Annotated in this window: 27 protein-coding genes; 18 read left to right on the plus strand and 9 right to left on the minus strand. The window is 66.8% G+C overall.

Features of this window, described 5'->3' with window-relative positions; all coding sequences use genetic code 11:
• The first annotated feature begins 9 nt into the window (after positions 1-9).
• Entirely contained in the window at positions 10-2,541 is a 2,532-nt protein-coding gene (gene valS, locus OG494_RS23785; protein WP_328442717.1) for a valine--tRNA ligase, read from the plus strand.
• A gap of 60 nt (positions 2,542-2,601) precedes the next feature.
• On the opposite strand, the gene OG494_RS23790 is transcribed toward valS, so the two are convergent.
• From OG494_RS23790 to miaA, 4 genes are all read right to left on the minus strand, one after another.
• Positions 2,602-2,778, minus strand: coding sequence for a hypothetical protein (locus tag OG494_RS23790; protein WP_328442718.1), 177 nt, complete (start codon positions 2,776-2,778; stop codon positions 2,602-2,604).
• A 53-nt stretch (positions 2,779-2,831) separates the two neighbouring features.
• Positions 2,832-3,218: a hypothetical protein gene (locus OG494_RS23795; protein WP_328442719.1), complete on the minus strand. Its 387-nt coding sequence runs from the start codon at positions 3,216-3,218 to the stop codon at positions 2,832-2,834.
• A 118-nt stretch (positions 3,219-3,336) separates the two neighbouring features.
• Positions 3,337-4,167, minus strand: coding sequence for a diaminopimelate epimerase (gene dapF, locus OG494_RS23800; RefSeq protein WP_328442720.1), 831 nt, complete (start codon positions 4,165-4,167; stop codon positions 3,337-3,339).
• A 10-nt stretch (positions 4,168-4,177) separates the two neighbouring features.
• Positions 4,178-5,077 carry a tRNA (adenosine(37)-N6)-dimethylallyltransferase MiaA gene (gene miaA, locus OG494_RS23805; RefSeq protein WP_442874496.1) on the minus strand — a complete coding sequence of 300 codons (900 nt, stop codon included), beginning with the start codon at positions 5,075-5,077 and terminating at the stop codon, positions 4,178-4,180.
• 246 nt (positions 5,078-5,323) lie between these two features.
• Between miaA and OG494_RS23810 the strand changes: the two genes are divergently transcribed.
• Entirely contained in the window at positions 5,324-6,646 is a 1,323-nt protein-coding gene (locus OG494_RS23810; protein WP_328442722.1) for a DUF349 domain-containing protein, read from the plus strand.
• 172 nt (positions 6,647-6,818) lie between these two features.
• Positions 6,819-7,244, plus strand: coding sequence for a hypothetical protein (locus OG494_RS23815; RefSeq protein ID WP_328442723.1), 426 nt, complete (start codon positions 6,819-6,821; stop codon positions 7,242-7,244).
• Here OG494_RS23815 and OG494_RS23820 read toward each other — a convergent pair.
• Both OG494_RS23820 and miaB read right to left on the minus strand, forming a co-directional pair.
• Positions 7,241-7,714, minus strand: coding sequence for an Rv2732c family membrane protein (locus OG494_RS23820; protein ID WP_326954966.1), 474 nt, complete (start codon positions 7,712-7,714; stop codon positions 7,241-7,243). The two genes, OG494_RS23815 and OG494_RS23820, sit on opposite strands and share 4 nt — an antisense overlap.
• A complete protein-coding gene (miaB, locus tag OG494_RS23825) occupies positions 7,711-9,204 on the minus strand; it encodes a tRNA (N6-isopentenyl adenosine(37)-C2)-methylthiotransferase MiaB (protein WP_328442724.1) in 1,494 nt (497 codons plus the stop codon). The genes OG494_RS23820 and miaB overlap by 4 nt, the downstream gene beginning before the upstream one ends.
• 170 nt (positions 9,205-9,374) lie before the next feature.
• On the opposite strand from miaB, the gene OG494_RS23830 reads away from it, so the two are divergent.
• From OG494_RS23830 to OG494_RS23880, 11 genes are all read left to right on the plus strand, one after another.
• On the plus strand, positions 9,375-9,731 hold the full coding sequence (locus tag OG494_RS23830) for a hypothetical protein (protein WP_328442725.1): 357 nt from the start codon (positions 9,375-9,377) through the stop codon (positions 9,729-9,731).
• Positions 9,728-10,147, plus strand: a complete 420-nt coding sequence (locus OG494_RS23835; RefSeq protein ID WP_328442726.1) for a hypothetical protein — start codon at positions 9,728-9,730, stop codon at positions 10,145-10,147. Before OG494_RS23830 ends, OG494_RS23835 begins: the two co-directional genes overlap by 4 nt.
• Complete coding sequence (locus OG494_RS23840; protein WP_328442727.1) at positions 10,144-10,638, plus strand: Mov34/MPN/PAD-1 family protein; 495 nt, start codon at positions 10,144-10,146, stop codon at positions 10,636-10,638. The genes OG494_RS23835 and OG494_RS23840 overlap by 4 nt, the downstream gene beginning before the upstream one ends.
• Positions 10,632-12,170, plus strand: a complete 1,539-nt coding sequence (locus OG494_RS23845; protein ID WP_328442728.1) for a hypothetical protein — start codon at positions 10,632-10,634, stop codon at positions 12,168-12,170. Before OG494_RS23840 ends, OG494_RS23845 begins: the two co-directional genes overlap by 7 nt.
• 23 nt (positions 12,171-12,193) lie before the next feature.
• Complete coding sequence (locus tag OG494_RS23850; RefSeq protein WP_328442729.1) at positions 12,194-12,811, plus strand: RNA polymerase sigma factor; 618 nt, start codon at positions 12,194-12,196, stop codon at positions 12,809-12,811.
• Positions 12,808-13,557, plus strand: a complete 750-nt coding sequence (locus OG494_RS23855) for a hypothetical protein (RefSeq protein WP_328442730.1) — start codon at positions 12,808-12,810, stop codon at positions 13,555-13,557. The genes OG494_RS23850 and OG494_RS23855 overlap by 4 nt, the downstream gene beginning before the upstream one ends.
• On the plus strand, positions 13,554-14,567 hold the full coding sequence (locus OG494_RS23860; RefSeq protein WP_328442731.1) for an ImmA/IrrE family metallo-endopeptidase: 1,014 nt from the start codon (positions 13,554-13,556) through the stop codon (positions 14,565-14,567). Before OG494_RS23855 ends, OG494_RS23860 begins: the two co-directional genes overlap by 4 nt.
• 351 nt (positions 14,568-14,918) lie before the next feature.
• A protein-coding gene (locus OG494_RS23865) for an IS5 family transposase (RefSeq protein ID WP_328442732.1) occupies positions 14,919-15,742 on the plus strand; the annotation gives its coding sequence in 2 pieces (ribosomal slippage) (positions 14,919-15,255 and positions 15,255-15,742; 825 coding nt in all).
• Positions 15,743-16,736: 994 nt separating this feature from the next.
• A complete protein-coding gene (locus tag OG494_RS23870; RefSeq protein WP_328442733.1) occupies positions 16,737-17,273 on the plus strand; it encodes a hypothetical protein in 537 nt (178 codons plus the stop codon).
• Positions 17,254-17,991: a hypothetical protein gene (locus OG494_RS23875; RefSeq protein ID WP_328442734.1), complete on the plus strand. Its 738-nt coding sequence runs from the start codon at positions 17,254-17,256 to the stop codon at positions 17,989-17,991. The genes OG494_RS23870 and OG494_RS23875 overlap by 20 nt, the downstream gene beginning before the upstream one ends.
• A gap of 200 nt (positions 17,992-18,191) precedes the next feature.
• Positions 18,192-18,491 carry a hypothetical protein gene (locus tag OG494_RS23880; RefSeq protein WP_328442735.1) on the plus strand — a complete coding sequence of 100 codons (300 nt, stop codon included), beginning with the start codon at positions 18,192-18,194 and terminating at the stop codon, positions 18,489-18,491.
• 65 nt (positions 18,492-18,556) lie between these two features.
• On the opposite strand, the gene OG494_RS23885 is transcribed toward OG494_RS23880, so the two are convergent.
• From OG494_RS23885 to OG494_RS48425, 3 genes are all read right to left on the minus strand, one after another.
• Positions 18,557-19,462, minus strand: a complete 906-nt coding sequence (locus tag OG494_RS23885) for a hypothetical protein (RefSeq protein WP_328442736.1) — start codon at positions 19,460-19,462, stop codon at positions 18,557-18,559.
• Positions 19,463-19,483: 21 nt separating this feature from the next.
• On the minus strand, positions 19,484-19,855 hold the full coding sequence (locus tag OG494_RS23890) for a hypothetical protein (protein WP_328442737.1): 372 nt from the start codon (positions 19,853-19,855) through the stop codon (positions 19,484-19,486).
• Between the two features lie 199 nt (positions 19,856-20,054).
• Complete coding sequence (locus OG494_RS48425) at positions 20,055-20,588, minus strand: RICIN domain-containing protein (RefSeq protein WP_442874266.1); 534 nt, start codon at positions 20,586-20,588, stop codon at positions 20,055-20,057.
• Positions 20,589-21,461: 873 nt separating this feature from the next.
• Here OG494_RS48425 and OG494_RS23895 point away from each other — a divergent pair.
• The 4 genes from OG494_RS23895 (at position 21,462) to OG494_RS23910 (ending at position 25,877) form a co-directional block, all read left to right on the plus strand.
• A complete protein-coding gene (locus OG494_RS23895) occupies positions 21,462-23,054 on the plus strand; it encodes a hypothetical protein (RefSeq protein WP_328442738.1) in 1,593 nt (530 codons plus the stop codon).
• 991 nt (positions 23,055-24,045) lie between these two features.
• Entirely contained in the window at positions 24,046-24,759 is a 714-nt protein-coding gene (locus OG494_RS23900; protein ID WP_328442739.1) for a hypothetical protein, read from the plus strand.
• A gap of 12 nt (positions 24,760-24,771) precedes the next feature.
• Complete coding sequence (locus OG494_RS23905) at positions 24,772-25,122, plus strand: hypothetical protein (protein ID WP_328442740.1); 351 nt, start codon at positions 24,772-24,774, stop codon at positions 25,120-25,122.
• Positions 25,123-25,124: 2 nt separating this feature from the next.
• Positions 25,125-25,877 carry a hypothetical protein gene (locus OG494_RS23910; RefSeq protein ID WP_328442741.1) on the plus strand — a complete coding sequence of 251 codons (753 nt, stop codon included), beginning with the start codon at positions 25,125-25,127 and terminating at the stop codon, positions 25,875-25,877.
• Positions 25,878-25,883: the final 6 nt, after the last annotated feature.

Raw genomic sequence — 25,883 nt, forward strand, 5'->3', positions numbered from 1 at the left:
AGTTGCCGCATGACAACTCCCTTCACGAGCCCACAGGTCCCGGACAAGGTCGGTGTCGACGGTCTGGAGGCCAAGTGGGTACCCGTATGGGAGTCCACCGGCGCCTACCGGTTCGACCGCACCAAAACCCGTGACGAGATCTACTCGATCGACACCCCGCCGCCGACGGTCAGCGGGTCGCTGCACATCGGGCACGTCTTCTCCTACACCCACACCGACGTCCTCGCGCGGTTCAAGCGGATGCGCGGGTTCGAGGTGTTCTACCCGATGGGCTGGGACGACAACGGCCTGCCGACCGAACGCCGGGTGCAGAACCACTTCGGCGTCCGCTGCGACCCGTCGCTGCCCTACGACCCGGGCTTCCGGGCGCCGGACAAGCCCGGCAAGGACCCAGGAAAGAACACCGTCGCGATCTCGCGGCGGAACTTCGTCGAGCTGTGCGAATCCCTGACGGTGACCGACGAAAAGGTCTTCGAAGCGCTGTGGCGGCAGCTCGGGCTGTCGGTCGACTGGACGATGACCTACCAGACGATCGGGCACGACTCGCGGCTGATCTCGCAGCGCGCGTTCCTGCGCAACCTCGCCCGCGGCGAGGCCTACCAGGCCGAAGCGCCGACGCTGTGGGACGTCTCGTTCCGCACCGCCGTCGCGCAGGCCGAGCTGGAGGACCGCGAACGCCCCGGCGCGTTCCACGACCTGGCGTTCACCGGCCCCGACGGCTCCGACGTCGTCATCGCGACGACCCGGCCCGAGCTGCTGCCCGCGTGCGTCGCGCTGGTGGCGCACCCGGACGACGAACGGTTCCGGCCGCTGTTCGGGAAAACCGTGCGGACGCCGGTGTTCGGCGTCGAGGTGCCCGTGGTCGCGCACCACCTGGCGGATCCCGAAAAGGGCCGTGGCATCGCGATGGTGTGCACCTTCGGCGACACCACGGACGTCACGTGGTGGCGCGAGCTGCGGCTCGCGACCCGCGTGGTGCTCGGCCGGGACGGCCGGTTCCTGCCCGACGCGCCGCACGGCGTGCCCGCGGACGCCTACGCGCCGCTGGTGGGCAAGACCGTCCACACGGGACGCGAGATCCTGGTCCGCCTGCTGCGCGAAGCCGGGGCCCTGCGCGGCGAGCCGCGGCCGATCACGCACTCGGTGAAGTTCTACGAGAAGGGCGACAAGCCGCTGGAGATCGTCGCCAGCCGTCAGTGGTACCTCCGCAACGGCGGGAACGACCCGGCGTTCCGCGAGAAGATGCTCGCCCGCGGCGAAGAGCTGAACTGGGTGCCGAAGCACATGAAGGTGCGCTACTCGTCGTGGGTGGCGAACCTCGCCGGCGACTGGCTGGTCAGCCGGCAGCGGTTCTTCGGCGTGCCGATCCCGTTGTGGTACCGGCTGGACGCGAATGGTGAGCCCGACTACGAAGCGCGGCTGCTGCCGGAGTCCCTGCCGGTGGACCCGAGCAGCGACGTCCCGCCCGGGTTCACCGAGGACCAGCGGGGCGTGCCGGGCGGTTTCGTCGCCGAAGCCGACGTGATGGACACGTGGGCGACGTCGTCGCTGACCCCGCAGATCGTCGGCCGCTGGAGCCTCGACGACGACCTGTTCGAGCGGGTCTTCCCGATGGACCTGCGGCCGCAGGCGCACGAGATCATCCGCACCTGGCTGTTCTCGACGGCGGTGCGCGCGGAGCTGGAGCACGGCGTGCTGCCGTGGCGGGCGGCGTCGATCGCCGGCTGGGTGCTCGACCCGGACCGCAAGAAGATGTCGAAGTCCAAGGGCAACGTCACGACACCGGTCGACCTGCTGGAGCGGTTCGGCTCGGACGCGGTGCGGTACTGGGCGGCGAGCGCGCGCCCCGGCGTCGACACGGCGGTGGACGAAGGCCAGATGAAGGTCGGCCGGCGGCTGGCGACAAAACTGCTCAACGCCAGCCGGTTCGTGCTCGGCCTGGGTGTGCCGTCGGCGTCCGCGGCGGTCACCGAACCGCTGGACCGGGCGTTGCTGGCTTCGCTGACGGCCGTGGTCACGCAGGCGACCGCGGCGCTGGAGGCACTGGACTACGCGCGGGCGCTGCAGGTGACCGAGACGTTCTTCTGGACGTTCTGCGACGACTACGTCGAGCTGGTGAAGGGCCGCGCGTACGGCGACAGCGGTCCCTCGGGAGCTTCGTCGGCCCAGGCGGCACTGGTGACGGCGTTGTCGGCGGTGCTGCGGCTGCTGGCGCCGTTCCTGCCGTTCGCGACCGAAGAGGTGTGGTCGTGGTGGCAGGAGGGTTCGGTGCACCGGGCGCCGTGGCCCGTCGGACCGGCTGTCGACGGTGACCCCGCCTTGCTGACGCTGGCGGGCGAGGTGATCGCGGCGGTGCGCCGGGCGAAGACGGACGCGAAGGTCTCGATGCGCACGGCGGTGGAAACCTTGACGGTGACCGGCCCGGCCGACGTGCTGGAGCGCTTCGCCCGCATCGAGCCGGACATCCGGCTGGCGGGCGCGATCGCGGACGTCACCACGCGAGACGGTGAACCGGCCCTGGAAGTGACCGTCGGCGGCTGACGAACCCGGGTGGGCCGCGTCGGCGGGGGTAGGACCCCCACCGACGCGGCCCCTGGTTCGTCAGTTGTGCCGATGCTCACCGACGCCGACGGAACCGCCGACGCCGTTACACGTCGGACAGGTCTCGCGGACGTCGTAGTGCTTGTCCCTGTCGTACTTCCTGACCATCACCGTGCCGTCACCGCGGCACTTCGAGCAGCGATGGCAGTTGCCGCACTGGGGGTCGTAGCCGGGCATCTCCCGTGTCCTCTCGTCGATCAACGGGTGACAATCGTGACTTCGCCACGGGATCAACTCGTGAGATGGCGCGAAATCGCCATCTTGCGGCTGTTGACCGCGCCCGAGAAATTGACGAAAAGCCCGAAGTAAACGTTGGTCTGGGACGCCCACATGTCCACCTGCGAGCCACCACCGGGAATCGCCTCGATGTCGATGGACATCGTGATGCCGCGATCTTTCCCCCGGCGGCGCTTGTTGATGTTCCCCGGGCCGGACGCCGTGGTCCAGAGCATCGCCCTGGCACCACCGAAAGCCGCATCGACGATTTCTTGCGTGCGCCGCACGTCGTGCGGCGAGCGCACCGAAGTGGTGGCCACCGCGTTGTTCGTTGCGAACCGTTGCCACCCGAGGAAACCGGCCAACGCACACAGAGCCAGGATGATCACGAAAGTATCCATCCGGACACCTACCCTCACGTGAATACGACGAAGTCCTGATTGCGGACCCAAGGTCGCTCACGTCCGGGCATTTGTTACGGATGCCCATTCCGCCGATCGACGCGGCAGAACACGCCGGTCAGGAACCGGCGGCGGCCCACCAGGCGTCGTCGATTTCGCCGCGGGCCACGATCTCCGCCGGGCCCGACAATGTCGACGCCCCGCGCGAGACCGTCACCTCGACCCGGCCGCCCGGGATGTCCACTGTGGACGCGCCGGTGTCGGTGCCCGCCAGGTGGAAGGCCGCCGCGACCGCGGCCACCGTGCCGGTGCCGCAGGCGCGGGTCTCCCCCACCCCGCGCTCGTGGACGCGCATCCGCAGCGCGCCCTCGCCGAGGCGGTTGACGAACTCCAGGTTGACGCCGTTCGGGAAGACGTCGTGGTCGTAGTCGGGCTGGTCGCGCAGGTCCAGGTCCGCGACGTCGGTGTCGTCGAGCACCGTCACCAGGTGCGGGTTGCCGACGTCGACGGCCACGCCGGAGAACGGCCGGCCCGCGACCACGGTGACCGAGGTGCCGGTGATCGTCGCCGGGCCCATCTGCACGGTCACCGACCGGTCCGGGTGCACCACCACCGGGCGGTCGCCCGCCCGGGTGCCGACGACGAACCCGCCTTCCGCCGCGAGGCCCGAATCCACGAGGTACCGCGCGAAGACGCGCACGCCGTTGCCGCACATCTCCGCGATCGAACCGTCCGCGTTGCGGTAGTCCATGAACCACTCGCCCGCCGACGGCAGTTCGAGCGCGTCGGCCCGGACGATGCGGAGCACGCCGTCGGCCCCGAGGCCGCGGTGGCGGTCGCACAGCGCGGCGATCCGCGCCTCGGTCAGGTCGAGGCGGCCCGCCGCGTCGGGGAGCAGAACGAAGTCGTTCTGCGTGCCGTGCCCCTTGAGGAACTCGATTCCGCCCATGGGGGCAAGGTTACCGGGCCAGGGTATCCAGGACGCGTGCGGCCAGCCCGGCTTCGGCGCCGTCGAACCAGTGGATCCGCTGGTCGCGCCGGAACCAGGACCGTTGCTTCCGGACGAAGCGCCGGGTGGCCTGCGCCGTCGCCGCCGCGGCGGCCTCGAAGTCGCCCTCGCCGTCCAGCTCGGTGATCACCTGCTGGTAGCCGAGCGCGCGCGACGCCGTCTTCCCGTCCCGGAGGCCGCGCGCCAGCAGCTCGCGAACCTCGTCGACCAGCCCGGCCTCGAACATCCGCCGGACGCGCTCGTTCACGCGCTCGTCGAGCTCTTCGGGCGCGCGGTCGACGCCGATCACGGCCGTGCCGTAGCGAGCAGGCCCCGGCTTCGGCAGGTTCGCGGAGAACGGCTCCCCGGTGATCTCGATGACTTCCAGCGCGCGCACGATCCGGCGGGTGTTGGTCGGCAGGATCGCGGCCGCGGCGACCGGATCGCGTTCACCCAACCGGGTGTAGAGGGTCGGCGTGCCCCGTTCTTCCGCCTCCGCGTCGAGCCGCGCGCGCACGGCCGGGTCGGTGCCCGGGAAGCGCAGGTCGTCGAGCACCGCCTGGACGTAGAGCCCGGATCCACCGGTCAGCACCGGCACCCGGCCCGCGGCCAGGAGCCGCTCGACTTCGGCGCGCGCGTCACGCTGGTAGGCCGCGACGGACGCCGTCTCGGTCACGTCCAGCACGTCGAGCAGGTGGTGCGGAACGCCGCGACGTTCCTGCTCAGTGGCCTTGGCGGTGCCGATGTCCATGCCGCGGTAGAGCTGCAGCGCGTCGGCGTTGACGACCTCCCCGCCGAGCTTCAGCGCCAGTTCGACGGCGAGCGCGGTCTTGCCGGTGGCCGTCGGCCCGACCACCGCGACCGGGCGGATCGGGGGCACGGCGGCGGGGCTGGTCACGGCGGCTGACGATACCGGCGTCCGGACACGGAGCGTCCACCGGAAGTAGGATCACGAGCTTCGGGTGGCTCATCCGGTACCACGGTGCGCGCTGAGCTGCTTGAATGCCGCGTGGAGGCCGTAGCATCCGAGCACGGCCCGTGACGACCGCATTACCCGGCCCCGCCGCAACGGCGGGGCGCCCGCGCGAGCGGGCGTACAGGCGATAAGGAGCCTGCGATGGCCCAGGAGAACACTTCCACCGGTACCCCGGCCCCGCACCCGGTGCCGCACGCGCTGCACACCGGGCACGCCGCACCGCCCGTGCCGCCCGTGCCGCCCGCCGAGCCCACCCCGTCCACCTGGGGCCGGGTCGACGAAGAGGGCACTGTCTACGTCATCACCGCCGAGGGCGAACGCGCCGTCGGCGTCTGGCAGGCAGGCAGCCCCGACGAGGGCCTGGTGCACTACGCCCGCCGCTTCGACGACGTGCGGACCGAGGTCGAGCTGCTGGAGACGCGCCTGGCCTCGGGCGCCGGCGACCCGAAGCACGCGCTCTCGAGCGCCACGCAGCTGCGCGACGGGCTGGCCGAGTCGTCCCTGGTCGGTGACCTGGCCGCCCTGGGCGCGCGCCTGGAGTACGTCATCGGGCACGCCGAGAAGGCCCTGGCCAGCGCGAAGCTGGAGCGTGAGGAAGCCCGCGCCGCGGCCGTCACCCGCAAGCAGGAGCTGGCGGAGGAAGCCGAGAAGATCGCCGCCGACTCCACCCAGTGGAAGGCGGCCGGCGACCGGCTGCGCGCGATCCTGGACGAGTGGAAGACGGTCAAGGGCGTCGACCGCAAGACCGACGACGAGCTGTGGAAGCGGTTCTCCAAGGCCCGCGAGGGCTTCAACCGGCGTCGTGGCTCCCACTTCGCCGAGCTGGACAAGCAGCGCGCCTCGGCCAAGACGCGCAAGGAAGAGCTCATCGCCGAGGCCGAGGCCATCAGCGAGTCCGACGACTGGGGCGACACCGCCGGTCGTTACAAGGACCTGATGACCGAGTGGAAGGCCGCCGGCCGGGCGCCGAAGGACAGCGACGAGGCCCTGTGGCAGCGCTTCCGCGCCGCGCAGGACAAGTTCTTCGCCCGCCGGTCCGCGGTCTTCACCGAGCGCGACGCCGAGTTCTCGACCAACGCGTCCCGCAAGGAGGAGCTGCTGGTCGAGGCCGAGAAGATCGACGCCGCCTCGAACCTCGAAGCCGCGAAGAACGCACTGCGCAAGATCCAGGAGCAGTGGGACGAGATCGGCAAGGTCCCGCGCGAGCGCATCCGCGAGCTGGACGGCCGGTTGAAGGCCGTCCAGGACTCGGTGAAGTCGGCCGAGGACTCCCGCTGGCGTCGCACGGACCCGGAGGCGCAGGCCCGGGCCGCGCAGTTCCGCGAGCGCGTCGAGCAGTTCGAGAGCCAGGCCGAAAAGGCGCGCGCGGCGGGCGACGAGCGCCGCGCGAAGAAGGCCGACGAGCAGGCCGCGCAGTGGCGCGAGTGGCTGCAGGCCGCGGAGGCGGCCATCGCCGACCGCTGACCCAGGCTGGAAGTGCCGTGAATGGCACATCGAGGGACTTGAAGTCCCTCGATGTGCCATTCACGGTTTTCGGGCACGCGGACGGTCAGCACGTCACCTGAAGGGGTCGGGTGTCCGGCACGGCTGGGGGTCTTCCGGCGCTTTTCCGCCGCCCGGGTGCTGCACTTCGATCATGAAGCCATCGAACCTCGGGTCCGCACTGGTCATCGCCTGCGCCGTCGCGCTCGCGGCCCCCACTGTCGCTCTCGCGGCCACCGGCCCGGCCCCGGCCGCCGTCCAAGGCAAGAAGCACAAGGCCAAGCTCGAGGCGAAGGCCGAGAAGAACCGCGTCAAGGTCGGCGAGGAGACGAAGATCAAGGGCTCGTTCGCCGACCTCGGCGGGCAGGAGTCCGTCTCCGGCGGCGAGCCGGTGGTCGTCCAGCAGCTCAAGGGCGGCGTCTGGGTCGACCTGACCACCGGGACCTGCAAGCCCAACGGCGTCTTCAAGTTCAGCGTGAGCTTCAAGATCCGCGCCAACGTCACGCTGCGGGTGTTCCACCCGGAGACCGAGCTCTACGTCGGTGTCGTGTCGGGCCTGATCGGGATCGCGGTGCTCTAGGAGCGCGAAAAGGCCGTGCGCATCCACTGGACGGCGAGGCAGATCATCGCGATCCAGGCGATGATCAGGCCGGCGCCGGGCCCGCCACCGGCCGCGCCGGGAGCGTGGGACGACTGCTGCGACCAGATGGCGAGGAGGCCGTCCACCGAGGCGAACCAGCCGCCGGCGGCGCAGACCCAGGCCAGCCACCAGCGGCGCGTCACCAGCGCGAGCGCGGACGCGACAACGCCGACGGCGGTCGACGTCGCGGCGAACAGCTGCGGGATGCCGCCCCCTTCGCCGGCCAGCACCTGCCAGCCGGCGTGGTCGCCGACCCACGGCAGCAGCAGGCAGCCGAGCAGCACGAACGTGAACACGGCGATGGTGAACCCGCGCCGGCCGAGCTCGACCGTGCGGGACGCCTGCTGCCCGACCTCGTCGATCTCGGCGGCCAGCTCGTCCAGCTCGCCGGACTTCTGGGATTCGGTCACAACGCACACCCGCTCACCGGTTCGGGCCGGACCGCCGGGGCACCGAAGCCCGGCAGGCCCAGCGTGACGCCGTTGGTCTTGGGCCGCAGCCCCGCCTCGGCGTTGTCGCCCGCACGCGTCCGGCGGTGCGAGACCAGGTCCCCGTCGGCGACCATGTGGTGCGGCGCGCCGTAGGTGACGACCGTCTCGACGATGTCGCCGGGCCGCACCCCGCGATCGACATTCGCGCCGGTCGGCGCGAAGTGCACCAGCCGGCCGTCGCGGCCGCGGCCGCTCATCCGGTGCGTCTCGGCGTCCTTGCGGCCCTCACCGTCGGCGACGAGCAGCTCGACCCGGCGGCCGACGATCTTCTTGTTCTCGTCCCAGGAGATCTGGTTCTGCAGCTCGACCAGGCGCTCGTAGCGTTCCTGGACGACCTCCTTGGGCAGCTGGCCCGCCATCGTCGCGGCCGGCGTACCGGGGCGCTTCGAGTACTGGAAGGTGAACGCGCTGGAGAAGCGGGACTCGGCGACGACGTCCAGGGTCGCCTGGAAGTCCTCCTCGGTCTCACCGGGGAAGCCGACGATGATGTCGGTGGTGATCGCCGCGTCGGGCATCGCCGCGCGGACCTCGTCGAGGATCTTCAGGTAGCGCGCGGAGCGGTAGGACCGCTTCATCTCGCGCAGCACCCGGTCGGACCCGGACTGCAGCGGCATGTGCAGCTGGTGGCAGACGTTCGGCGTCTCGGCCATCGCGTCGATGACGTCGGAGGTGAACGCCGCCGGGTGCGGCGAGGTGAACCGGACGCGCTCCAGGCCGTCGATGGCGCCGGTCGCGCGCAGCAGCTTGCCGAACGCCAGCCGATCGCCGAACTCGACGCCGTAGGAGTTCACGTTCTGGCCGAGCAGCGTGACTTCGAGCACGCCCTCGGCGACGAGCGCCTCGACCTCGGCGAGGATCTCGCCGGGCCGCCGGTCGCGTTCCTTGCCGCGCAGGGCGGGCACGATGCAGAAGGTGCAGGTGTTGTTGCAGCCGACCGAAACGGACACCCAGCTCGCGTAGGACGATTCGCGGCGCGCGGGCAGCGTCGAGGGGAACGTCTCGAGGGATTCGAGGATCTCGACCTCGGCCTCGGCGTTGTGCCGCGCGCGCTCCAGCAGCGTCGGCAGCGACCCGATGTTGTGCGTCCCGAACACGACGTCCACCCAGGGAGCCCGCTTGACGATCTCCCCGCGGTCCTTCTGCGCCAGGCACCCGCCGACGGCGATCTGCAGATCCGGGTTCGCGGTCTTGTCGGGACGCAGGTGCCCGAGGGTGCCGTAGAGCTTGTTGTCCGCGTTCTCCCGGACGGCGCAGGTGTTGAACACGATGAGGTCGGGCTTCGCCCCGCCGTCGACGGGCACGTACCCGGCCTCTTCGAGCTGCCCGGCGAGGCGCTCGGAGTCGTGGACGTTCATCTGGCAGCCGAAGGTGCGGATCTGGAAGGTTTTGCGAACCTCGTTCTCGGTCATCGTGCTTCAGGGTAACCCGTCGCTGACCAGGCAAAGCCGCCGCCTACCTCGCTGTTCCTCGCTCGTCCGGCGCAGCCGCGCAAAAGATGTTCGGGTGTCCGGGTTACAAGGCCTCGGGCTCGCTCGCCAACAGAGCGAGGCCCTGCAACGGGGCCACGGAAGGAGCGGCGATGAGCGCCGACGAGCAGGTCAAGGAAGTCGACGTTGATCTCATCGAGATCGACGAGATCACGGTGAACGAGCGCGAAGAGCGACGCAAGAAGGCCTACGTGGTCGAAGTGCGAACGCCGGCCGGGTTCGAAGCCCGGTTCCGAGTCCACCCCCAGGAGAAGGTCGAGAGGCTCGCCCGGCAGGCCGAACGCCATTTCGTTCGTCGCGGCGAGCTGGCCGCAGGTAACTACCGGCTCGAGAAGCTGGAGGGCGGGACGTCGGTGCCGCTGGTTCCCTCGGCGACGCTGAAGGAGGCGGGCGTGGTGGCCGGGACGGTGTGCGTCCTCGTCGTCGCGGACCCACAGGTCGACGGATGACGACGCATCCCGCGCTGCTCACGCAGCTGCTCGACGACGAGGTCGAGGTCGCCCGGTCCCGGCTCGGGGACCGGGCAACCGGGATCGAACGCGTGAGCTCGACGATCCGCGTGCCGCTGTCCGCGCCCGACGGCAGCCCGCTGCTCCTCGTGCTGGACGGGTCGAACTTCGACGCCGCGCCGTTCGGCGTGACCGTCACCGAGCCCGATGGCTCCCCTGCTCCGCTCGAGCGTTGGCCGGCTGGGCTTGGCGCGAGCATGCACCCGGTCTTGAACCGGCCGTTCGTGTGTGTCCGCGGGTGCGCGGAGTACTACAGCCACCCCAGCCACCTTCAGGAAAGCTGGGACACGGTCCGCAACACCCTCCGACTGGCTGAACTACTCGACCACCTCCTGAGGAGGGGCGGGAAACCATGACCGAGTACCGCATCTTGCTGCCTGAGCACGTGCTCGCCGAGGCGGAAGCCTTTCTCACCGAGCGCGGGAGCCACGGTGTCGAGGGCACTGGGCTCATCGCGTGCGCGCGATCGGGGGCCGGCAGCCACTGGGTCGCACGTCGCTTCGTCGCGCCCGATCAACGGGGCCAACGAGTGGGCCTCGGGTGCTGGGTCGAGGTCACCGAGGCCGGCAAGCGCGAACTCGCCAGCACGTTGGGCCGCGACGAACGCTATCTGGTCCGGCTGCACAGCCATCCGGGCGAGGCCTTCCACAGCTCCACAGATGACGAAAACCCGGCGCTGACCTTCATCGGCGCCTTGAGCATCGTGGCGCCCTACTTCGGGCTGGGCTTGCGGCGTGGACTCGACGCCTGCGCGACTTTCCGGTTGACCCCGCGGGGGTGGAGGCCAGTCGACCGCAGCCGAACCGAATGGCTGCGCACGGTGAGATCCGGGGAGACAACATGGTGACCGATCCGCGGCTGCGGCTGGTGCAGGGCACCGACCTCGCGGAACACGAACAACGCGTGCTAACCGCCCTGGACAGCGTGCGGGTGATCCTGCGGATGCGGCGTGCGCCTGCCAGCGCCGCGGCGGGCATCGGGCTCATGGTGAGCTTGACCGCGCGGCTCTTCGCCCACGTCGAGATCGACGGCGACGCACAGGCCAGCGTTTCCGGCTTCACGACGCCCGCGACCGAACTTCTCGGAAGGCTCAGCTGGCTCCGCCCACCCGCGGCGGCCGCCGCCACAAGTGACGCCGTGATCGCCATCGGTGACACCGAGGACCGGGCAGTCGACCTCGGTGTTGGCGGCGGCGTCTGGACAGCGACGCTGGCGAGACGACAGCAGGTGCCACTCGCGGCCGACACAAGCGCACCTCACTTCGGTTTGCAAGCCGCCGCGTGCCTTGCCGTTGCCGAACTCGTCAAGGAGGTCCTGGCCCCGCTCGGCCTCAAGGCCCGCGTCCTTCGGGACTACTTGACCTGGGACCTTTCGAACTACGGGCTCAGCGCGATCGACCCACCGCCCAGTGGCGACACGCGCAATGACCAGCACCTCGCGATCGCCGGGGTCGGCTCGGTCGGCACGAGCGTCATATCGGCCTTGCTCAGCAGCCCGGAGCCCTTCGTCTCGTCAATCGACCTCATCGACCCCGAGGACTTCGACGACCGGAACCCGTACCGCTATCCAGCCCTGCTCGACGATGTCGTCGGAGAGAAGAAGGTGCTGTGGGCACGCGACCAACTCGCCCAAGCGGGGGTTCGCGCGGCGCCGCATCCTGTCGGGCTGGCCGAGTGGATCTCCCAGCAGGCCCGCCCCGGACTTTCCGGCGTCCTCGTGGCGTCCCCGGACACGCTCGACGGACGGCGGGACGTCGCCGACATGCTGGCCCGGGAGACCCTGTCCATCGGCGTTGCCGGGATGGCCTTCCACGTCTCGCGCCACCACCCCGGCGACGGACTAGCGTGTCCCTACTGCGAGTACGTGGACAGCACACCGACGTCATCGCAGGCGGATGTCTTCGCGGCGCACACCGGCCTAATGGCGACGCGGATCCGGCAGCTCATGCAGCCCGGAGCCCTACTGACCGCGGCCGACGTGGCCGCGAGCGTTGCCGCCGGCAAGATCACCTCGAACTCGGCTGACCGGCTCGCCGGCCACCGGTTGGACGATCTGGTGGCCAGGGCGTACGCCGAGGTCGCCGTGCCCGTCCTGGGGCAACGCAATGCGGGAGGCCAGGTCTTGCTCGCGGCGCCGTACGTGTCCGCGTTGGCGGGCATCCTAGCCGCGGTCGAGGTGTACAAGGGTCACCTTGGAGTACCAAGGATCGACCGACGCGTTGACGTCGACCTCACCGGGCTCCCTCAAGGCTTTGTACGCCGTCCCGCAGCCGATTCCTCCGGGAGGTGCTTGTGTGCCTCTCCCTTTCGCCAGCGAGCGGCAGCAGCCCTCTACGAAGCGGACGACCAGGTCTCGGCGCGTCGAAGCGGCGCATACTGAACGTGATGAGGAACACTTAACGCATGTCGGCGGGATCGCGGGCCGCCTCGGATGGCCCGGACTGGAAGGCGCTCTACGACGAGCACCGCACGATGATGTACCGCGTCGCTGTGCGGGAACTCGCGCAGACCGGACGCGGCGACACAGACGCGATGGACATCGTCCAGGGCGTGTTCGTGTCCATGATCAAGGCATCACCGTCGGCAGTCGACGACTGGGCTCGATACCTGGCTACAGCAACGCGCAACCGGGTGACCAGCTACTTCAGGCAGGCCGAGCACCAGAGAGCGCAGCTGGCGCTACTTGCCGACGATGGCGAGCCGCGGACCGTCGAACCGCCTCCCGCCGAAGCGTCCTCCGAGGTCGCCGCCCGTCGGCTGGAAGCCGAGGAGGTGCAGCATCGGCTGCTGACCTTGATCGACGCGATGCCCACCGAGCGCGCCGCAGTTCTCAGGGCACGGATCTTCGGGCAGAAGGACGTCGGCACCATCGCCACCGAGCTCGGAAAGTCGTCACCCAACGTGAGCAAGCTGCTCAAACGCGGGCTGGAGGAGATCACGCCGGCCCTGCGCGAGTTCGGTGTCAACGATGATGTCCTGCAAAATCTCCGACGAACACGGAACCCGGGAGGTGCGCCTTGAGCCGTTTCGACGACGATCGTCCGGACGCTGACCTGCCGGAGCAGATTGACCTGCCAGCGGACATGCCACCTTCGGAGACTGCAGCGGCAGCAGCTGAAGCGGGTGCCCGGTACTTGGACGAGCCGTCGACGGCCCTGGAGATCGGGCCTGACCATCCTGCGGACGTTCGTGCAATGGTTTTGGTCCTGGCCACCGCTCGAGACGACGCAGTCGCGGTCGAGCACCTTCGGTCTGGCGCCGCTCCGGTGGAGCCTCCTCCTCTGGATGACGATCCGCTTGCAGTCGCATTGGGCCTCGTTCCAGCTCAACAGGCGGCGCTCTCCGGGCCCGCACTGCGAACTGCGCGCCAACGAAAAGGCATGAAGGCAAGTCAACTGGCTAAGGCTGTTACCGAACTCGGTCATCCCCTCCGCCCAGGTGAACTCCAGCGTTGGGAGAGCACTCCCTCGATCCCCCTCTCCATCGGGACGATAGGCGCCCTCGCAACCGTGCTCGGGGCCTCGACCGAAAGCCTCAGCGAGACTGTGGAAGTACCACCTGCCTACGTGAGCTCGCGTCGCTTTCATCAGCTCGTGGAGCGGCTCGCACGGTGTCTGAAGATCCCGCTCGTCCTGGCCCAGACACAGTTGCTTGCCAAGGCCGCAGCACCTGCCCGTCGTGGCCAGGGCTACACCGACGATCACGTCCTGGACGCGCTCGAGCAGTACGTCGAAGAGCACGAGCGTCGCGGAGGCTTTTCAGAATGACCATCCTCGGCCACGCAGACCGGATTGTTTCGTCGCTCTCGCCTCAAGTGCGCTCAGCATTCATCGGTGCGCCCAAGAGCGCAGTGGAACTCCTGGGGTTGACCGCACGGCCGGTCCCCCGCCTTCAGGAGCGACGCGGCGACGGCGGATGGTGCGACGGGCTCTCGTTCCTCGATGACGGCATCATCCTGTACGCAGAGACGCCCAACAGTCGACGCGAGAACTTCACTCTCGCCCATGAAGCGGCACACTGGCTGGTCGACCACGACGATGACGCAGCGGACTGGGTCGCCGACCACGAGTCTCCTGAAGTAACCCTTGAGCAGCTATGTGATCACATCGCTGGACGTTTACTAGTCCCGACGGAAATACTCTCGAGCGTAGTGGGCAATGGGCCTCCGCGGGCCAAGCACTTGCAGGAACTCTATGTCGCAACGAACGCCAGCGAGCCAGCATGTGCCATTGCCCTGACACGGCACCTCGGGGGCTTTGGTGCTGCCGTCCTGCTGGACTTGAACACGAGGATAGTGAAGTACGCGTCGATCGTCTGGGACGGTTTCGATGGGCGCCCTGTGGCCTACCCGTGGTCGAAGCAAGATGCACCTCAGGGGCACTTTCTTCGCGCAATGAAAGCCAACGAGCAGCGAACTGTCAAGTCTTGGTGGGCTACCCCCTGGGGAGAACGACAGGCGTTCTACGTAGACGCCATCACTTCCAGCAAGGTCATGTTTGCAGTTTTTAGCGCACATGATTTGTGGGAGATCGAAAGACTTCACATCGAAGTCGCCGAACGCCAGCTTGACAGGCCAACACAAGAACTTGCCTGCCAGTGCGGATTCACCGGAAAGATCTCCGGGTTCCCATGTCCAACATGTGGAGTATTGTTCTGCCCAAAGTGTAAATCATGCGGTTGCCAACGCCTGTTTTCACGCCATAAGCCATGCTCCAGGTGTTTCACATCAAGTCCGACACACACCCTCAAAGAGGGCCTATGCGTCGAATGCCAATAGTGTCACTGACCCCGTAAAGATAAGCGAACAAGAGTTACTACCGAGTTACCAACTCGCGCTCGGAGCGTCGCCGTGGCAATCTGGGAACACGCCCGTCTCAGCGATCTTTCAGCAGTCCCTGCTGAGGCAGCCCTAGACCAAGGTCTCCCCCGACTCGCCGGTCCGGCAGCGTAATGTCACGACATGGCGGAGTAGAAGGATCAGCAAGTCAGCGCCGGATCGTCACGGTCGGCCAACAGGGTCGCGCCTGTGCGGTTGACCTCTCCTGCGAAGTCGAACCGCCACCGGCCGTGCGACTTAGACCGCATCTCGTTTGGTTGTGTTGCTGGGGCGACGATATCTTGATCGGCGATGACCGATGTGGAGAAGTGGTGTCCGGAGCCGTTGTGGCTGTTGGCGTATCCGCTGTTGCCTGATGCGCCGCAACGTCACCAGGGCGGAGGTCGGCGTCGGCTGGATGACCGGGCGGTGCTGGCCGCGATTCTGTACGTGCTGCAGACCGGTTGTGCCTGGTCAGCGCCGCCGGCCTCGTTCGGCGTCAGTGCCCCGACCGCGCATCGCCGGTTCAGCGAGTGGGTCGAGGCGGAGGTGTTCGCCCGGCTGCACCAGATGATGCTGGACTTGCTCGGTTCTGCCGGAGCGATCGACTGGTCCCGGGCGTCGGTGGACGCGATGCAGGTCAGGGCGGTAAAAGGGGGGATCTGACCGGTCCCAGCCCGGTTGACCGGGGCAAGCCGGGCTCGAAGATCCACGCGATGAGCGAGCGTGGTGGCCTCCCGTTGGCGGTGGTCATCTCCGCGGCCAACCGCAACGACCACCTGAGTTTCGAGGCGGTGGTCGATCCGGTCGCTGGGCCGGTCGGACGGCCGCGGCGTCGGCCGCACAAGCTGCACGCGGACAAGGGCTATGACTACCCGGCCTGCTGGACGGTGCTGCGTGCGCGGGGCATCGTGGCCCGGATCGCCCGTCGGGGTATCGAGTCGGCCAAGCGGCTGGGTCGTTATCGGTACGTCATCGAGCGGACCTTGGAGTGGGTTTCCCGGTTCCGTCGGCTGGCACGTCGCTACGAGCGCAAGGCTGCTCACTTCCTGGGTTTCACCCAGCTGGCCTGCGCAATGATCTGCTACCGCCGAGCCGTCAAGCTGGATCTTCTAGCCCACAACAACCCCAAATGAGATGCGGTCTTAGCCACGCAAGGAGTCGGTCACGCTACGACCGTGACATCCTCGGCGTGCCGCGGCGCCGGTTCTACGTCGGCGTCGCCAACGCCAGGTCGACGACCCTCGCGAACCCGAGTACAGCGGCCGGCTGCGCCGGTCGCGGCGCAGGGCGACGAGCCGACCCTTGCGGTCTGACCGTGGCCCTCACGAGCTGGCGGCGTCGCGCTCGCGCATCGTCCGGGCCTGCGGGCGTACGCCGGCCGCGGCCGTGCTCCAGATGCCGCTTCCGGTGGGGAGCCCGGGTCTCAACCTCCACAACCTGCCGTTCCCATCCGAGGGCCGTGGCGGCGATGACATCCCCGCGTCTGCGCTCCGTCGAGCGCGGCCCAACTTCCGTGCCCGCGCGGCGACCACGTCGAGTAGGTGCCCGCCCAGCGCCGGGGTGGCCGCTCGGCTGCACCGAGGATCGCGAAGCCCGGCGACGGGGGTGGGTAGCCCAGCAGCACCACGCTCGGCGTGCCGTCCGCGGCAACCAGCCTCTACTCGAGGTTCCGGCGAGGCGTGCCTGACCTCCGTCGCGAGTCGAGAACTGACCGAAAAATCTCGGCCGCGGCTCCCCGATCTTGATGGTTTTCGGCCACGTACCAATCGAACCCCAACGACAGGTGGGGATGATGCAGGAGGAGGTACTTTGTGGAACCCGTTTCTCTCGCGACGGCGGTGGCTGCGGCCACAAGTGTGATCGGCACGGTGGTCACGATTTGGGCACGCAGCCGGGTCACGTGGCAGCAGGCCCGGGAGCGAGCCCGTGCCGACCACATACGCCACCTCCCACCGGGAAGCCGGCTGGTCGATCTCGGCTCCCGCGGACTGACCATCGAAGTCGGCGGCAGCCCGCTCTCAGACGATCCGACTGCCCATGGCCAGCGATGAACACCAGCCGGATGCGGCGGGCGCCCCCCTTCGACCTGACTACTCCTCCCGAGCTGGGGCCATCAGGATGGAGGCAATGCGCGCCCAGTGGATCGCCTTCTACGACGCCGAGTGGGCGCTCGTGATCCGGTTCGTCATGAAGGCCGGCCCGGCCAGCCTTGAGGACGCCCGTGACGCGGCGCAGGAGGCGTTCGTCGAGTCGTGGCGCGAAATGGCCACGCGGCCCGATGAGTGGTCAGGGGTCAACTCACGCGGGTGGATCCGCACCGTGGCGCTACGCCGATTCCGCCGGCCACCCGGGCCGCGTCGCCGTCCCCTCATTGAGCCGGGCGTGGCGATGCCGAACCTGCCCGCGCCCCCTGTGGAGCCAGGCGAGTACACCGTGCAGGTCCACACCGTGCTCGACGCCCTCAGCCGCCTGGAGCCCATCGAACAGGAGGTGATGGCCTTCCTCACCGACGGATTCCGGTTAATCGACATCGCCGGCCTCGTCGACCTCACCGAGCAGAAAACCCGGGACGTAGCCCGCTCCGCAAGAGCGAAGCTCAAATGCCACCTCGCCGCAACCGCCACCTTGGAGGGAGGAGCACAGGATGAACGTCGGCGATCCTGAACACCACCACCTCAATGACGACCAGCTCGATGCGCTGCTGGCCGCCGCAGACCGCGAACTTCTGCAGCACATCCAGACCGAAGCCGACCCCACGGCCACCCTCCTCGCGGTCATGACTGGTACTGCGGCCGAAGCCTCAGTACCGCCGCCTAGGCAGTCCGAGCGCGGCGCGCGCAAGCACCACGATCACACAGCCGGTCAGATCACCTGGCGCTTCAACGTGCGTCGTCTCGCCCGCGACGTTGAAGTCGCATACCGCCTTGCCTGCGAGCTGACCCCGATCTGCGACCGCCACCTCGCGCTCTCCATCTACAACCTCCTCGAGCGCGTCCTCGACCTAGACCTCAACCTCGACCTAGACCGTGGCCTTTTCGACGTGCTCACTTGCGCCCGCGACCAGGCCCGCTACCTCGCCGACAACTTGGTCCTCGGCCTTGACCGTGAGCGTGTCCCCGCGCTTGTCCGCAACCTCTTCAGCGCCCGTCGCCGCGCCCGCGACCTTTCCTTGGTGGGTGGTGAGATCGACGCCTCCGGAGCCGACCTTTCTCGTCTGGAGATAGACGACCTTGACCTGGTAGCTGGCGTGGTGTGGACGGCTGGCACGGTCTGGCCGCCAGAACTCCGAAGCCGAATCCTGGCCCGATCCAGAGAGATCTGCGCCGGCGTGTTCCAGGTGAGCAACGGCACCGAGAGGACCTCCTTGTTTACCGATCGGTGAACCGAGTTGCAGCGCCCGACGTCGCGCATCGTGCCCGAGGCCCACCGACGAAGACGGAAGCGTCGGGCGGGCGGCGCGAGGCTGGCCACGGCGGCGGAAATCAGGTCGGCGATCGGGCCCACGATGACGGCGCGGTGCGGCGCACTGTTGATGGCGGTCCCTACTGCGAAGCGGCCGTCGTTGCGGGCTCGGCTGGCGGGGTGCCGCAGCAGTTCGGGCAGGATGTACTCGGTCGCGGTGACGATGCTCCGTCTTGGATGGATGCTGGGCGTGCAAGGCTGCCAGCGGCGGGTCAGCTCGGCGGTGGCCGGCTCGGTCAGCGACGCGTGGCGCAGTTTCCAGTTGTTCGCGCGCCCCGCCGGAAGCCCGGTCAGCTGGAACTGCTCGACGAAGACCTGACCGGCGTCGGTGAGCAGGATCTGCGGGGCGTCGTCGGGGACTGGCTCGGGCGCGGCCTGCAGGCAGCCACTGCCGCCGACCAGCTTGAACGAGATAGTTGACAACGCAGTTCCGTCTATCGCACTTTTCGGAGACCGTCCGGCACAATCGTAGTTCGACCTAAGAGCTAAATATCGACCTTGACCCCCTTCCGAGCGAGCAGGATTCGGTACAGGTGGACCGGCCAGCCCTTGTCATCGGATTTCAACCGCAGCATCTTCTTCCAGTATTTCGAATATGATTCGTCGAGTTTACGCCCTTCGACACCTTCCCCCGGATTGACGGCCAAGTAACGTGCACGAACCCAGACCGGACGCCCGACAAGTATCAGATCGAAAGGTATTTCACTCAAGATTCCACCAGGCTCGATCCGATACGATTCGTAAATATGCGCCAACCATTCAGTGTATTTTTGTTCCATTAGCGCAACGCGCGCGTAGTTGCTTGAGGGAAGCGGCATTTCCCGATATGGCGAAGCAATCTTGTATGCAACCATTCCGACCGGCTCTCCCCAGCGTCCGGGGAACTCCTTGTTTTCTTCGATCCAGGACAGCACATCCAAGGCAGCCGAGTTAGCCACACCCCTCACATTCTCTGGATGTATATCCTGAATCGACATGTCAAAGTTGCCCATGCTGCCAAAGAGGCATACCGCAACCCGAGTACCATTTACCTGAAGGTCGGAAAACAATGTAACACGACCAGTCCCCGTCGGCCCGCCCTCATTCGAACCCCATGCAGTCGCGTAGACCGTACCGGATCCGGCCATCAATGCATTGCCCACCTCCGAAAGGGTGGCCGGGTCGACATGGACATGCTCCGAAAACCGAATCTCGATCTCCGTGGCTACCGCATGGCGCCCAGACCTGGCCGCCGCTTGTTCAAGACTTAACTTCAGTCCAATAATCGGCAGACCCAACTCTATGCTCTTCACCGCCGGCCGTGACCGCGAGACAGTATCCCCGACGAGGTCGTCGATCGCTCGCTGCGACCAGTAGGTGTACCGGTACGGCGCAAAGGATCCCGACTGCATGAAAGGACGAGCTGGTTCACCTCACAGCTCGAATTTACCCCCGCCGGTCAGGATTGCGCCAAGTGCCAGCAGGAGAATGCCAACCAAGACGACGGAGGTCACTACTTCAGGCCAGTACCGACCACCAGGCCCGAACCAGCCGACCACGGCTAAGAGGACGCCTACCATTCCGAAGGCAGACGAACCTAGCCGAGCAGCTTTAGGCGCCCGCCAGTAGATGGCTGTGATTACGGCCACTTCGACTACCACAAGGACGGCTGCGATCTCTGGCTCCAGCGCGCCCACCCACAGCAGGAGCCCTACCCAGATCAGGGTGTAGGCAAGTGTCGCGAAACCGAGCCGGACATGCTTATAGAAGATTCCGGCCAGAAAGCATGCCTGCCACGCTGCCATTACCACAAGTGACACTATCGGGTTCACGATGCAACACGCTCCGATCTTCCCAGTAACCTTGCTACGCGAGGGTCGCAGTGTCGCATGACCGATTTCCCTAGAAGCGAACGTTGTCGATTGACCTCTACGTGCGCCAACCTCGGATATACGAAGCTCCTGTCACGGCGTTCCATGATGGCAGTTCGCATTCCTGAAGGTCTCAGCGCACGCCTGCGCCTCGACCGAACGGCAACCCGAGTAGCCATTGCTGCGAACGTTGTGCGTGGCGATCCTCAAACCAAGGCTGCCACCTGCGCTCCGCAGCCCCACTCAGCGTCAGGTACCGCTGGCTATGAGCCGATCGGATCAGATATCCAATTCCGTCAGGGCTGTCCTCCAAACGCCATCGCTGCCAGGGCTCACGGTTAATTTCCCACATCACTGGCTTAACGTCACCAGTCGTGGGAACGGTTGCGTCGAGGGCTAGGCCGTTAGCCACTGAGACGATGAGCGTCTGACCGGCGATCCCGCTTGGTCGCAGCTCCCACATTTGATGTTGAAGGCCGTGCGGCGTCCACATATGCGGAGCGGCACCAAGATCACTGCCAAACGCCGTGTCGATCGCCAACCCACAAGACCTGTTGATGATCAAGCACGGTCCACTCACCTTTGACTTGCGTTTGAAGATCGTGCGCACGTCATCGGTTCCGATTGACAAGCCAGGCAACCGCAGCTCGACCTTGACAGGACTCATGCGGACGTTATCGCTTGCCAGGGGAACAAACGTTTCATAGATACCAGAACGAGATCACGTCGTAGCACCAGACGGTTGCGCGGTCTTCCCTGAGGCGGTCAGCTGCGGACTGCCTGGTGACCGACGCAGAGCAGCAGTTCGGCCGTACTGACGACCTACGCGCAAACAGCATCTTTCCAGCGCCGACGCGATGCCTTGGCCTGGCAAATTTTACCCAACTGGCAAGCACTCCGAGCCAGTCGACCGCCGAACGCCCAGTTCTGAAAGTCGACGGCCTGGCCGTCCGCACTGACCGCGACCACCACGCTCATGGTGGGGATCAACGCCACGGTCAGCAACGGCCTACGCAGACTTCACCTCGCTTCGAGGATCCCAACCCGAGCCGGCCCAACAACCCGACCAGCTCGCCACGCTCCTCCCCCGGCTGATCCAGCTCCGCGACCAGTAACGGCGCCAAGAACTCCACCGAACCGCGAGGCGCGACGAAGGCGGCGAGGGTGGCGGCGAACAGGCTGTCGGCGACCCCGGCCTGGCTCCCCACCCCGGCGTCCACTGAGAGCTGTTCACCGACGCCACTGGGGAGGGGCTCTGGTGGTCAGTGTAGGAGAGGGGCTCGGCGCTTTCGTTGTGCCCCGCACGCTGGCCGAGCCGATGTCGCCCGTCTGGCTCATCTGATACGAGGTGAACGGCAAGGCAGTGCATAGGCGACCCAGCTGCGACGCCGGACTAACCGACCTCACCGCAACGGGGCCCACGAGCCCTCTCGCTGAACACGATCCGGCGGACCCCACCGTCTATGAAGATGCCACGCGCGGGCGACACCACTCGATCGTTGCCGCGGCGGAGACCAGGCAAGGGCTATCGTAACCACCCATGGCCGGGCTTTCGCAGTTGAACCGCGCGTTGACTAAGATCCCCTCGCGGGCTGAGAAGCGAGACACCAAGGAGCTGCGAGAGACCTTCGTTGACTCGGGCGTGGCCGACCTGCTGGACATGGTCGATCATCAGGTCCTTTACGGTCGACGCGGCACGGGCAAAACGCATGCCGTCTCCTACCTGGTCGCAGAGGTCAACTCGCGAGGAGACGTCGCCCTGAACATCGACCTGCGCACCGTCGGCTCGCCCGACGGCCTGCTGGATCCGGCAGCCGCACCGCTCTCCCAGCGGGCATCCCGGCTACTAGTAGACATGCTCGGACAGGTTCGTGACGGCCTTCTCGAAGCGGTACTTTCCGACGAAGAGTTGGTCAGCGACGGTGCCTTTGTTGACAAGCTGGACGAGTTGCTCCTGGCTATCACCAACGTCGAGGTAACTGGCGACGTCGAACTGTCGCGAGAAGCCGAGAGCAAGGCGGCTAGCAAGAGCGGCGCCAGCATGAAGGCCTCGCTGGGCTCCAGCCCAGGACTCGAAGCCCAACTGACGGGCGAGCGTTCCAATGAAGGTCGTGACCTCCTGCGCGAGACACGCCGAGGCGCGGAACGGCTCAGCCTGAACTTCAGCGACGTCGCCCGATCTCTCCGCGAACTGGCGAAGACGCTGTCGAGCCGGCGGATCTGGTTGATCTTCGACGAGTGGAGCAGCGTTCCGCGGGACATCCAGCCGTACCTCGCCGAGTTTCTCGTTCGCTGCGTACTGCCGCTCCAGCCGTTCACCGTCAAGATCGCCGCGATCGAGCAACAGAGTACGTTCCGCATCACGACGGCCGGCGATGAGACGGTCGGCATCGAACTCGGAGCGGACGTCGGAGCCAACCTCAACCTCGATGACTTCATGGTCTTCGAGCAGAACCAAGAGCAGGCCCGCACGTTCTTCAGCAACTTGTTCTTCAAGCACCTGACGTCAGGCGCCGACGAAGACATGCAAATCGCAGGCCTTGAGCGAGCCATTGACCTTATTCGACTGGGGTTCACCGATACTCGGGCCTTCGACGAGCTCGTTCGCGCCTCAGAGGGTGTCCCTCGGGATGCGATCTACATTGCAGCGAAAGCTGCGATGCAGGCCCGAGACAGCAAGATTTCCGTTCCGATCGTCCAGGACGCTGCGCGAGCGTGGTACCAGTCCGATAAGGCTCGCGCACTTCGCGCGCATCCCGAGCCGGATCGCCTCCTGAAATGGCTCATCGACAAGGTCATCCGCGCCAAGAAAGCCCGCGGATTCCTTGTCAACGAACGCGACGCCGACGATCCAGTCCTCCTCGCACTCTTTGACGCCCGCGTACTTCACATTGTTCGACGTGGCTACTCAGCCCAAGATCAGCCCGGCGAACGCTTTGATGTATGGGTGATCGACTATGGCGCCTATGTCGACCTGATCCACACGACCTACGCTCCCCAAGGTCTGCTGCCTTTCGATGGAGAGAACGGCGAAGAGCAGCACATCGGACTGGATGTTCCAGTCCAAGATCTCCGGGCAATTCGGCGCGCAATCCTTGACCTCAACGATTTTCGAACACAAGGCGGAATTTAGGCGAAGTCCGTGCCGCCCAGCGGCGCAGCTACGACTTCACCCCGCTTAGCTCGCCTTCACCCCGCCTGTGGAGTCGACGCACTCCCGTCGACTTGATCTCCGGCACGGTCCGAGGTCAACGCCACCGAGCGAACGCGGCGAGAACTGCCGACACGAGCAGACCGGCCGCGACAGCCACTAGAACGATCGGTTTAGAAATGACATAGAGGCTGCCCAGACGTGCCATAACGGCGTCACAAACGGCGACCAGCACCTGGTTGCGATCCCCGGAGCGCGAGGTCTGCGGAGGCTGGTCTCCGCTGTTCGACGCAAGGTTCATGTAGTTCTAGATTCGCAGCAGTGAAATCTGTGCAATCTCGCGGAAACCCCTGCACATGCCCGGCACATGATCGTCAGGCAAGCTAGTGGAGATTTGGCACTGTGCCTCGGACACGACGGAGCCGGCCTCCCATCCGACACGCTTCTGAACCGGCAGAAGATTCAACCAGCGGTCGGAGTCATGGCCGTTGCTCATTCCTCAGTTCAGCTAGCATTGCCGACGTTGCCAGTCGTATCCGTCTCCGAGTTCACCTGATGGAGTGATCTTACGCAGCCTTACGACATGCCACAGCTTCACCCTGGCCTTGAGTTCGTCCACACCGTCGAGGTGATCGAGCGGACCATGCGGTCACGCGCTCGCTAGCCGGCGGAACCGCTGCACTATCGCGACAAGAAGGGACATGGTCGACCAGTGACCTGACATAAGAGCTGTTATCGGCACATCTGACGGCTTTGATCGCTCTCGATCAACGTCTGCGTGAGCCGGGCTCGCGGAGCGTGTCCCCGAGCAGAGCGGCAGCGACGCGGGTGGGGCGACGACCGTGCACCCGGAGCTGCCACAGGCACCGCACGTTCGCCATGTCACTCTTTCCAGTGAAACCGGGCGAAAGAAACCAACCACCTGTAGGGTTTCGCGACGGTGTAGCCAGCCATGGCCGCAAGGGGAGGACCGTTGACGTTCAATCTTGACCACGTCGTGCTCGCCCAGCTTGACGTGCCCGACGTTGCCACCGCGAACGCACAGCTGAACGAACTGCTGCAACCCGGCGGGCAGCGAGTAGAGCCCGCCGCTGAATACGAAGCCCGGGACTCCACCGGCACGATCAGGGTCGCAGTCGACGCGCGACGTCAGTTGACCAGCGTCGACATCCAGCTCAGCTGGGCGACTCAGATTCCCGCCGCGCAGTTCGCCGCAGTGCTGTTCCAGACCTACATCACCGCCATCCAGCGCGCGATGGTCGTCGAACTCGCGAACGCCCAGCCGCGGGCTGCGGCTCTTCCGGCGAGCGAGTCTCCCGTTGCCGATGACGGTTCTCGATCGTTCGACGAGTGGAACGCCGTGATTCGTGCACGGATGAGCGACGTCGACGAGCAACTCGAGCGTATCCATCGCCTTGAGGCGAACCAGCCGGCTCCGACGGTTCGCGACGTCCGCAGTCCGCGCGGGTTCTTCGTGCTGCACCTGCGGGGCGGCAGTCCCGCCGGCCTGACCGGCTCGGCCAACGCGTTGACCAACGCCGGCGCGGACCGGCTCCGACTGGACCTCCTCGAGGTGTTCGCGGCCGCCGGACTGGCCTCGCCGGTTGACGAGCCGGCTCCCCGGTCCGCGCGACAGCCGTTGCCCGATGACGACGAGGAACCTTTCGAGTTCCGCTACGACGATTAGGGGGTACTGACGATGGTCGGCTACAAGGTGATCACCTCGGCAGTGCGCGCCGAGGGAACGAAGTGGCGTGGGTTCGCCGACACCGTGAACAAGGTGAACCCGGTCGTGAAGAACGCGACGCTGGGCTCGACGGCGTTTTTCGTCGGCGACCCTCTCACGCTGGCCAGTGAACTGCTGAACGCGTCGTTGCTGAGCGACACCTACGAATCGTTGCGCAAGTACGTGGAGACAGCCCTCGACGGTGCTGTCCTGGAGTTCGACCAGATCGACGACGCGCTGCAGAAGACAGCCGGGATGTACGACCTGGCCGAGGAAGTCACCGAAGTCGACCTGAAGAAGATTTACGGAACGGCGCAGAAGTAGACATGACCACGCCATCGGGCCCCGAGGCCTTCACCGGACCACTCGACACGATGTTCGGCACGGTCGAGGGCGAGATCCGGAAGATCATCGACAAGTACAACGCCGCGGTCGGGCACATCAACGACTGGAAGTACGTCCTGGGTCCGGTCATGATCTGGATCTCCGACGAGGTCAAGAAGCTGCGCGAAGCCCTGGACAAGGTCGTGAAACTCGTGCAGTACGCCGCCGAGCACCACATGCCGGTCGTGTCGCTGATCGTGCAGAGCTTCAACTGGCAGGACCACGTGCAGAAGGACATCGCCACCATGGTGGGCTCGGTGGAAAGCCCCGCCGACCCCAACCTCGCCTACTGGGAGGGTGCGGCCGCGACCGAGTACCGCAACCGCGCCAAGGTGCAGCGCGACGCGGTGGACGCGATCGGCGGCCAGGGCGGGAAGGCCGACGCCATCAGCAAGTGGCTGATGAACATCGCCCAGCTCAACGTCGAGTTCATGACCGGGCTGGTGAAGATCGTCGCCGACTTCCTCGGCGCGCTGGTGTCGGCCGCGATCGAAGCTGCGACGGTCGTCGAGATCCCCGCCGCCGTCATGGACGTCTCCGGCGCGGTCGGCGGAATCGTCACCGCCGGGATCAACCGGCTGGGCGAGATCGCCACCCGGCTGATGCAGACCCTGGACCAGATCCGCGACGCCAAGAGCCTGATGAACGACCCCCGGCTGCCCGGAGGCCAGTGGCCGCAGGCGGTCAACCTGTGACGCGGG

Source organism: Amycolatopsis sp. NBC_00438 (assembly GCF_036026695.1).
Classification (GTDB): Bacteria; Actinomycetota; Actinomycetes; order Mycobacteriales; family Pseudonocardiaceae; genus Amycolatopsis.

Excerpts from the sequence above, each read along its gene's own strand:
- valS (WP_328442717.1), top strand. The coding sequence starts at position 10 with ATGACAACTCCCTTCACGAGCCCACAGGTCCCGGACAAGGTCGGTGTC.
- OG494_RS23790 (WP_328442718.1), bottom strand. The coding sequence starts at position 2,778 with ATGCCCGGCTACGACCCCCAGTGCGGCAACTGCCATCGCTGCTCGAAG.
- OG494_RS23795 (WP_328442719.1), bottom strand. The coding sequence starts at position 3,218 with ATGGATACTTTCGTGATCATCCTGGCTCTGTGTGCGTTGGCCGGTTTC.
- dapF (WP_328442720.1), bottom strand. The coding sequence starts at position 4,167 with ATGGGCGGAATCGAGTTCCTCAAGGGGCACGGCACGCAGAACGACTTC.
- OG494_RS23810 (WP_328442722.1), top strand. The coding sequence starts at position 5,324 with ATGGCCCAGGAGAACACTTCCACCGGTACCCCGGCCCCGCACCCGGTG.
- OG494_RS23815 (WP_328442723.1), top strand. The coding sequence starts at position 6,819 with ATGAAGCCATCGAACCTCGGGTCCGCACTGGTCATCGCCTGCGCCGTC.
- miaB (WP_328442724.1), bottom strand. The coding sequence starts at position 9,204 with ATGACCGAGAACGAGGTTCGCAAAACCTTCCAGATCCGCACCTTCGGC.
- OG494_RS23830 (WP_328442725.1), top strand. The coding sequence starts at position 9,375 with ATGAGCGCCGACGAGCAGGTCAAGGAAGTCGACGTTGATCTCATCGAG.
- OG494_RS23835 (WP_328442726.1), top strand. The coding sequence starts at position 9,728 with ATGACGACGCATCCCGCGCTGCTCACGCAGCTGCTCGACGACGAGGTC.
- OG494_RS23840 (WP_328442727.1), top strand. The coding sequence starts at position 10,144 with ATGACCGAGTACCGCATCTTGCTGCCTGAGCACGTGCTCGCCGAGGCG.
- OG494_RS23845 (WP_328442728.1), top strand. The coding sequence starts at position 10,632 with ATGGTGACCGATCCGCGGCTGCGGCTGGTGCAGGGCACCGACCTCGCG.
- OG494_RS23850 (WP_328442729.1), top strand. The coding sequence starts at position 12,194 with ATGTCGGCGGGATCGCGGGCCGCCTCGGATGGCCCGGACTGGAAGGCG.
- OG494_RS23860 (WP_328442731.1), top strand. The coding sequence starts at position 13,554 with ATGACCATCCTCGGCCACGCAGACCGGATTGTTTCGTCGCTCTCGCCT.
- OG494_RS23870 (WP_328442733.1), top strand. The coding sequence starts at position 16,737 with ATGCGCGCCCAGTGGATCGCCTTCTACGACGCCGAGTGGGCGCTCGTG.
- OG494_RS23875 (WP_328442734.1), top strand. The coding sequence starts at position 17,254 with ATGAACGTCGGCGATCCTGAACACCACCACCTCAATGACGACCAGCTC.
- OG494_RS23885 (WP_328442736.1), bottom strand. The coding sequence starts at position 19,462 with ATGCAGTCGGGATCCTTTGCGCCGTACCGGTACACCTACTGGTCGCAG.
- OG494_RS23890 (WP_328442737.1), bottom strand. The coding sequence starts at position 19,855 with ATGGCAGCGTGGCAGGCATGCTTTCTGGCCGGAATCTTCTATAAGCAT.
- OG494_RS48425 (WP_442874266.1), bottom strand. The coding sequence starts at position 20,588 with ATGAGTCCTGTCAAGGTCGAGCTGCGGTTGCCTGGCTTGTCAATCGGA.
- OG494_RS23895 (WP_328442738.1), top strand. The coding sequence starts at position 21,462 with ATGGCCGGGCTTTCGCAGTTGAACCGCGCGTTGACTAAGATCCCCTCG.
- OG494_RS23905 (WP_328442740.1), top strand. The coding sequence starts at position 24,772 with ATGGTCGGCTACAAGGTGATCACCTCGGCAGTGCGCGCCGAGGGAACG.
- OG494_RS23910 (WP_328442741.1), top strand. The coding sequence starts at position 25,125 with ATGACCACGCCATCGGGCCCCGAGGCCTTCACCGGACCACTCGACACG.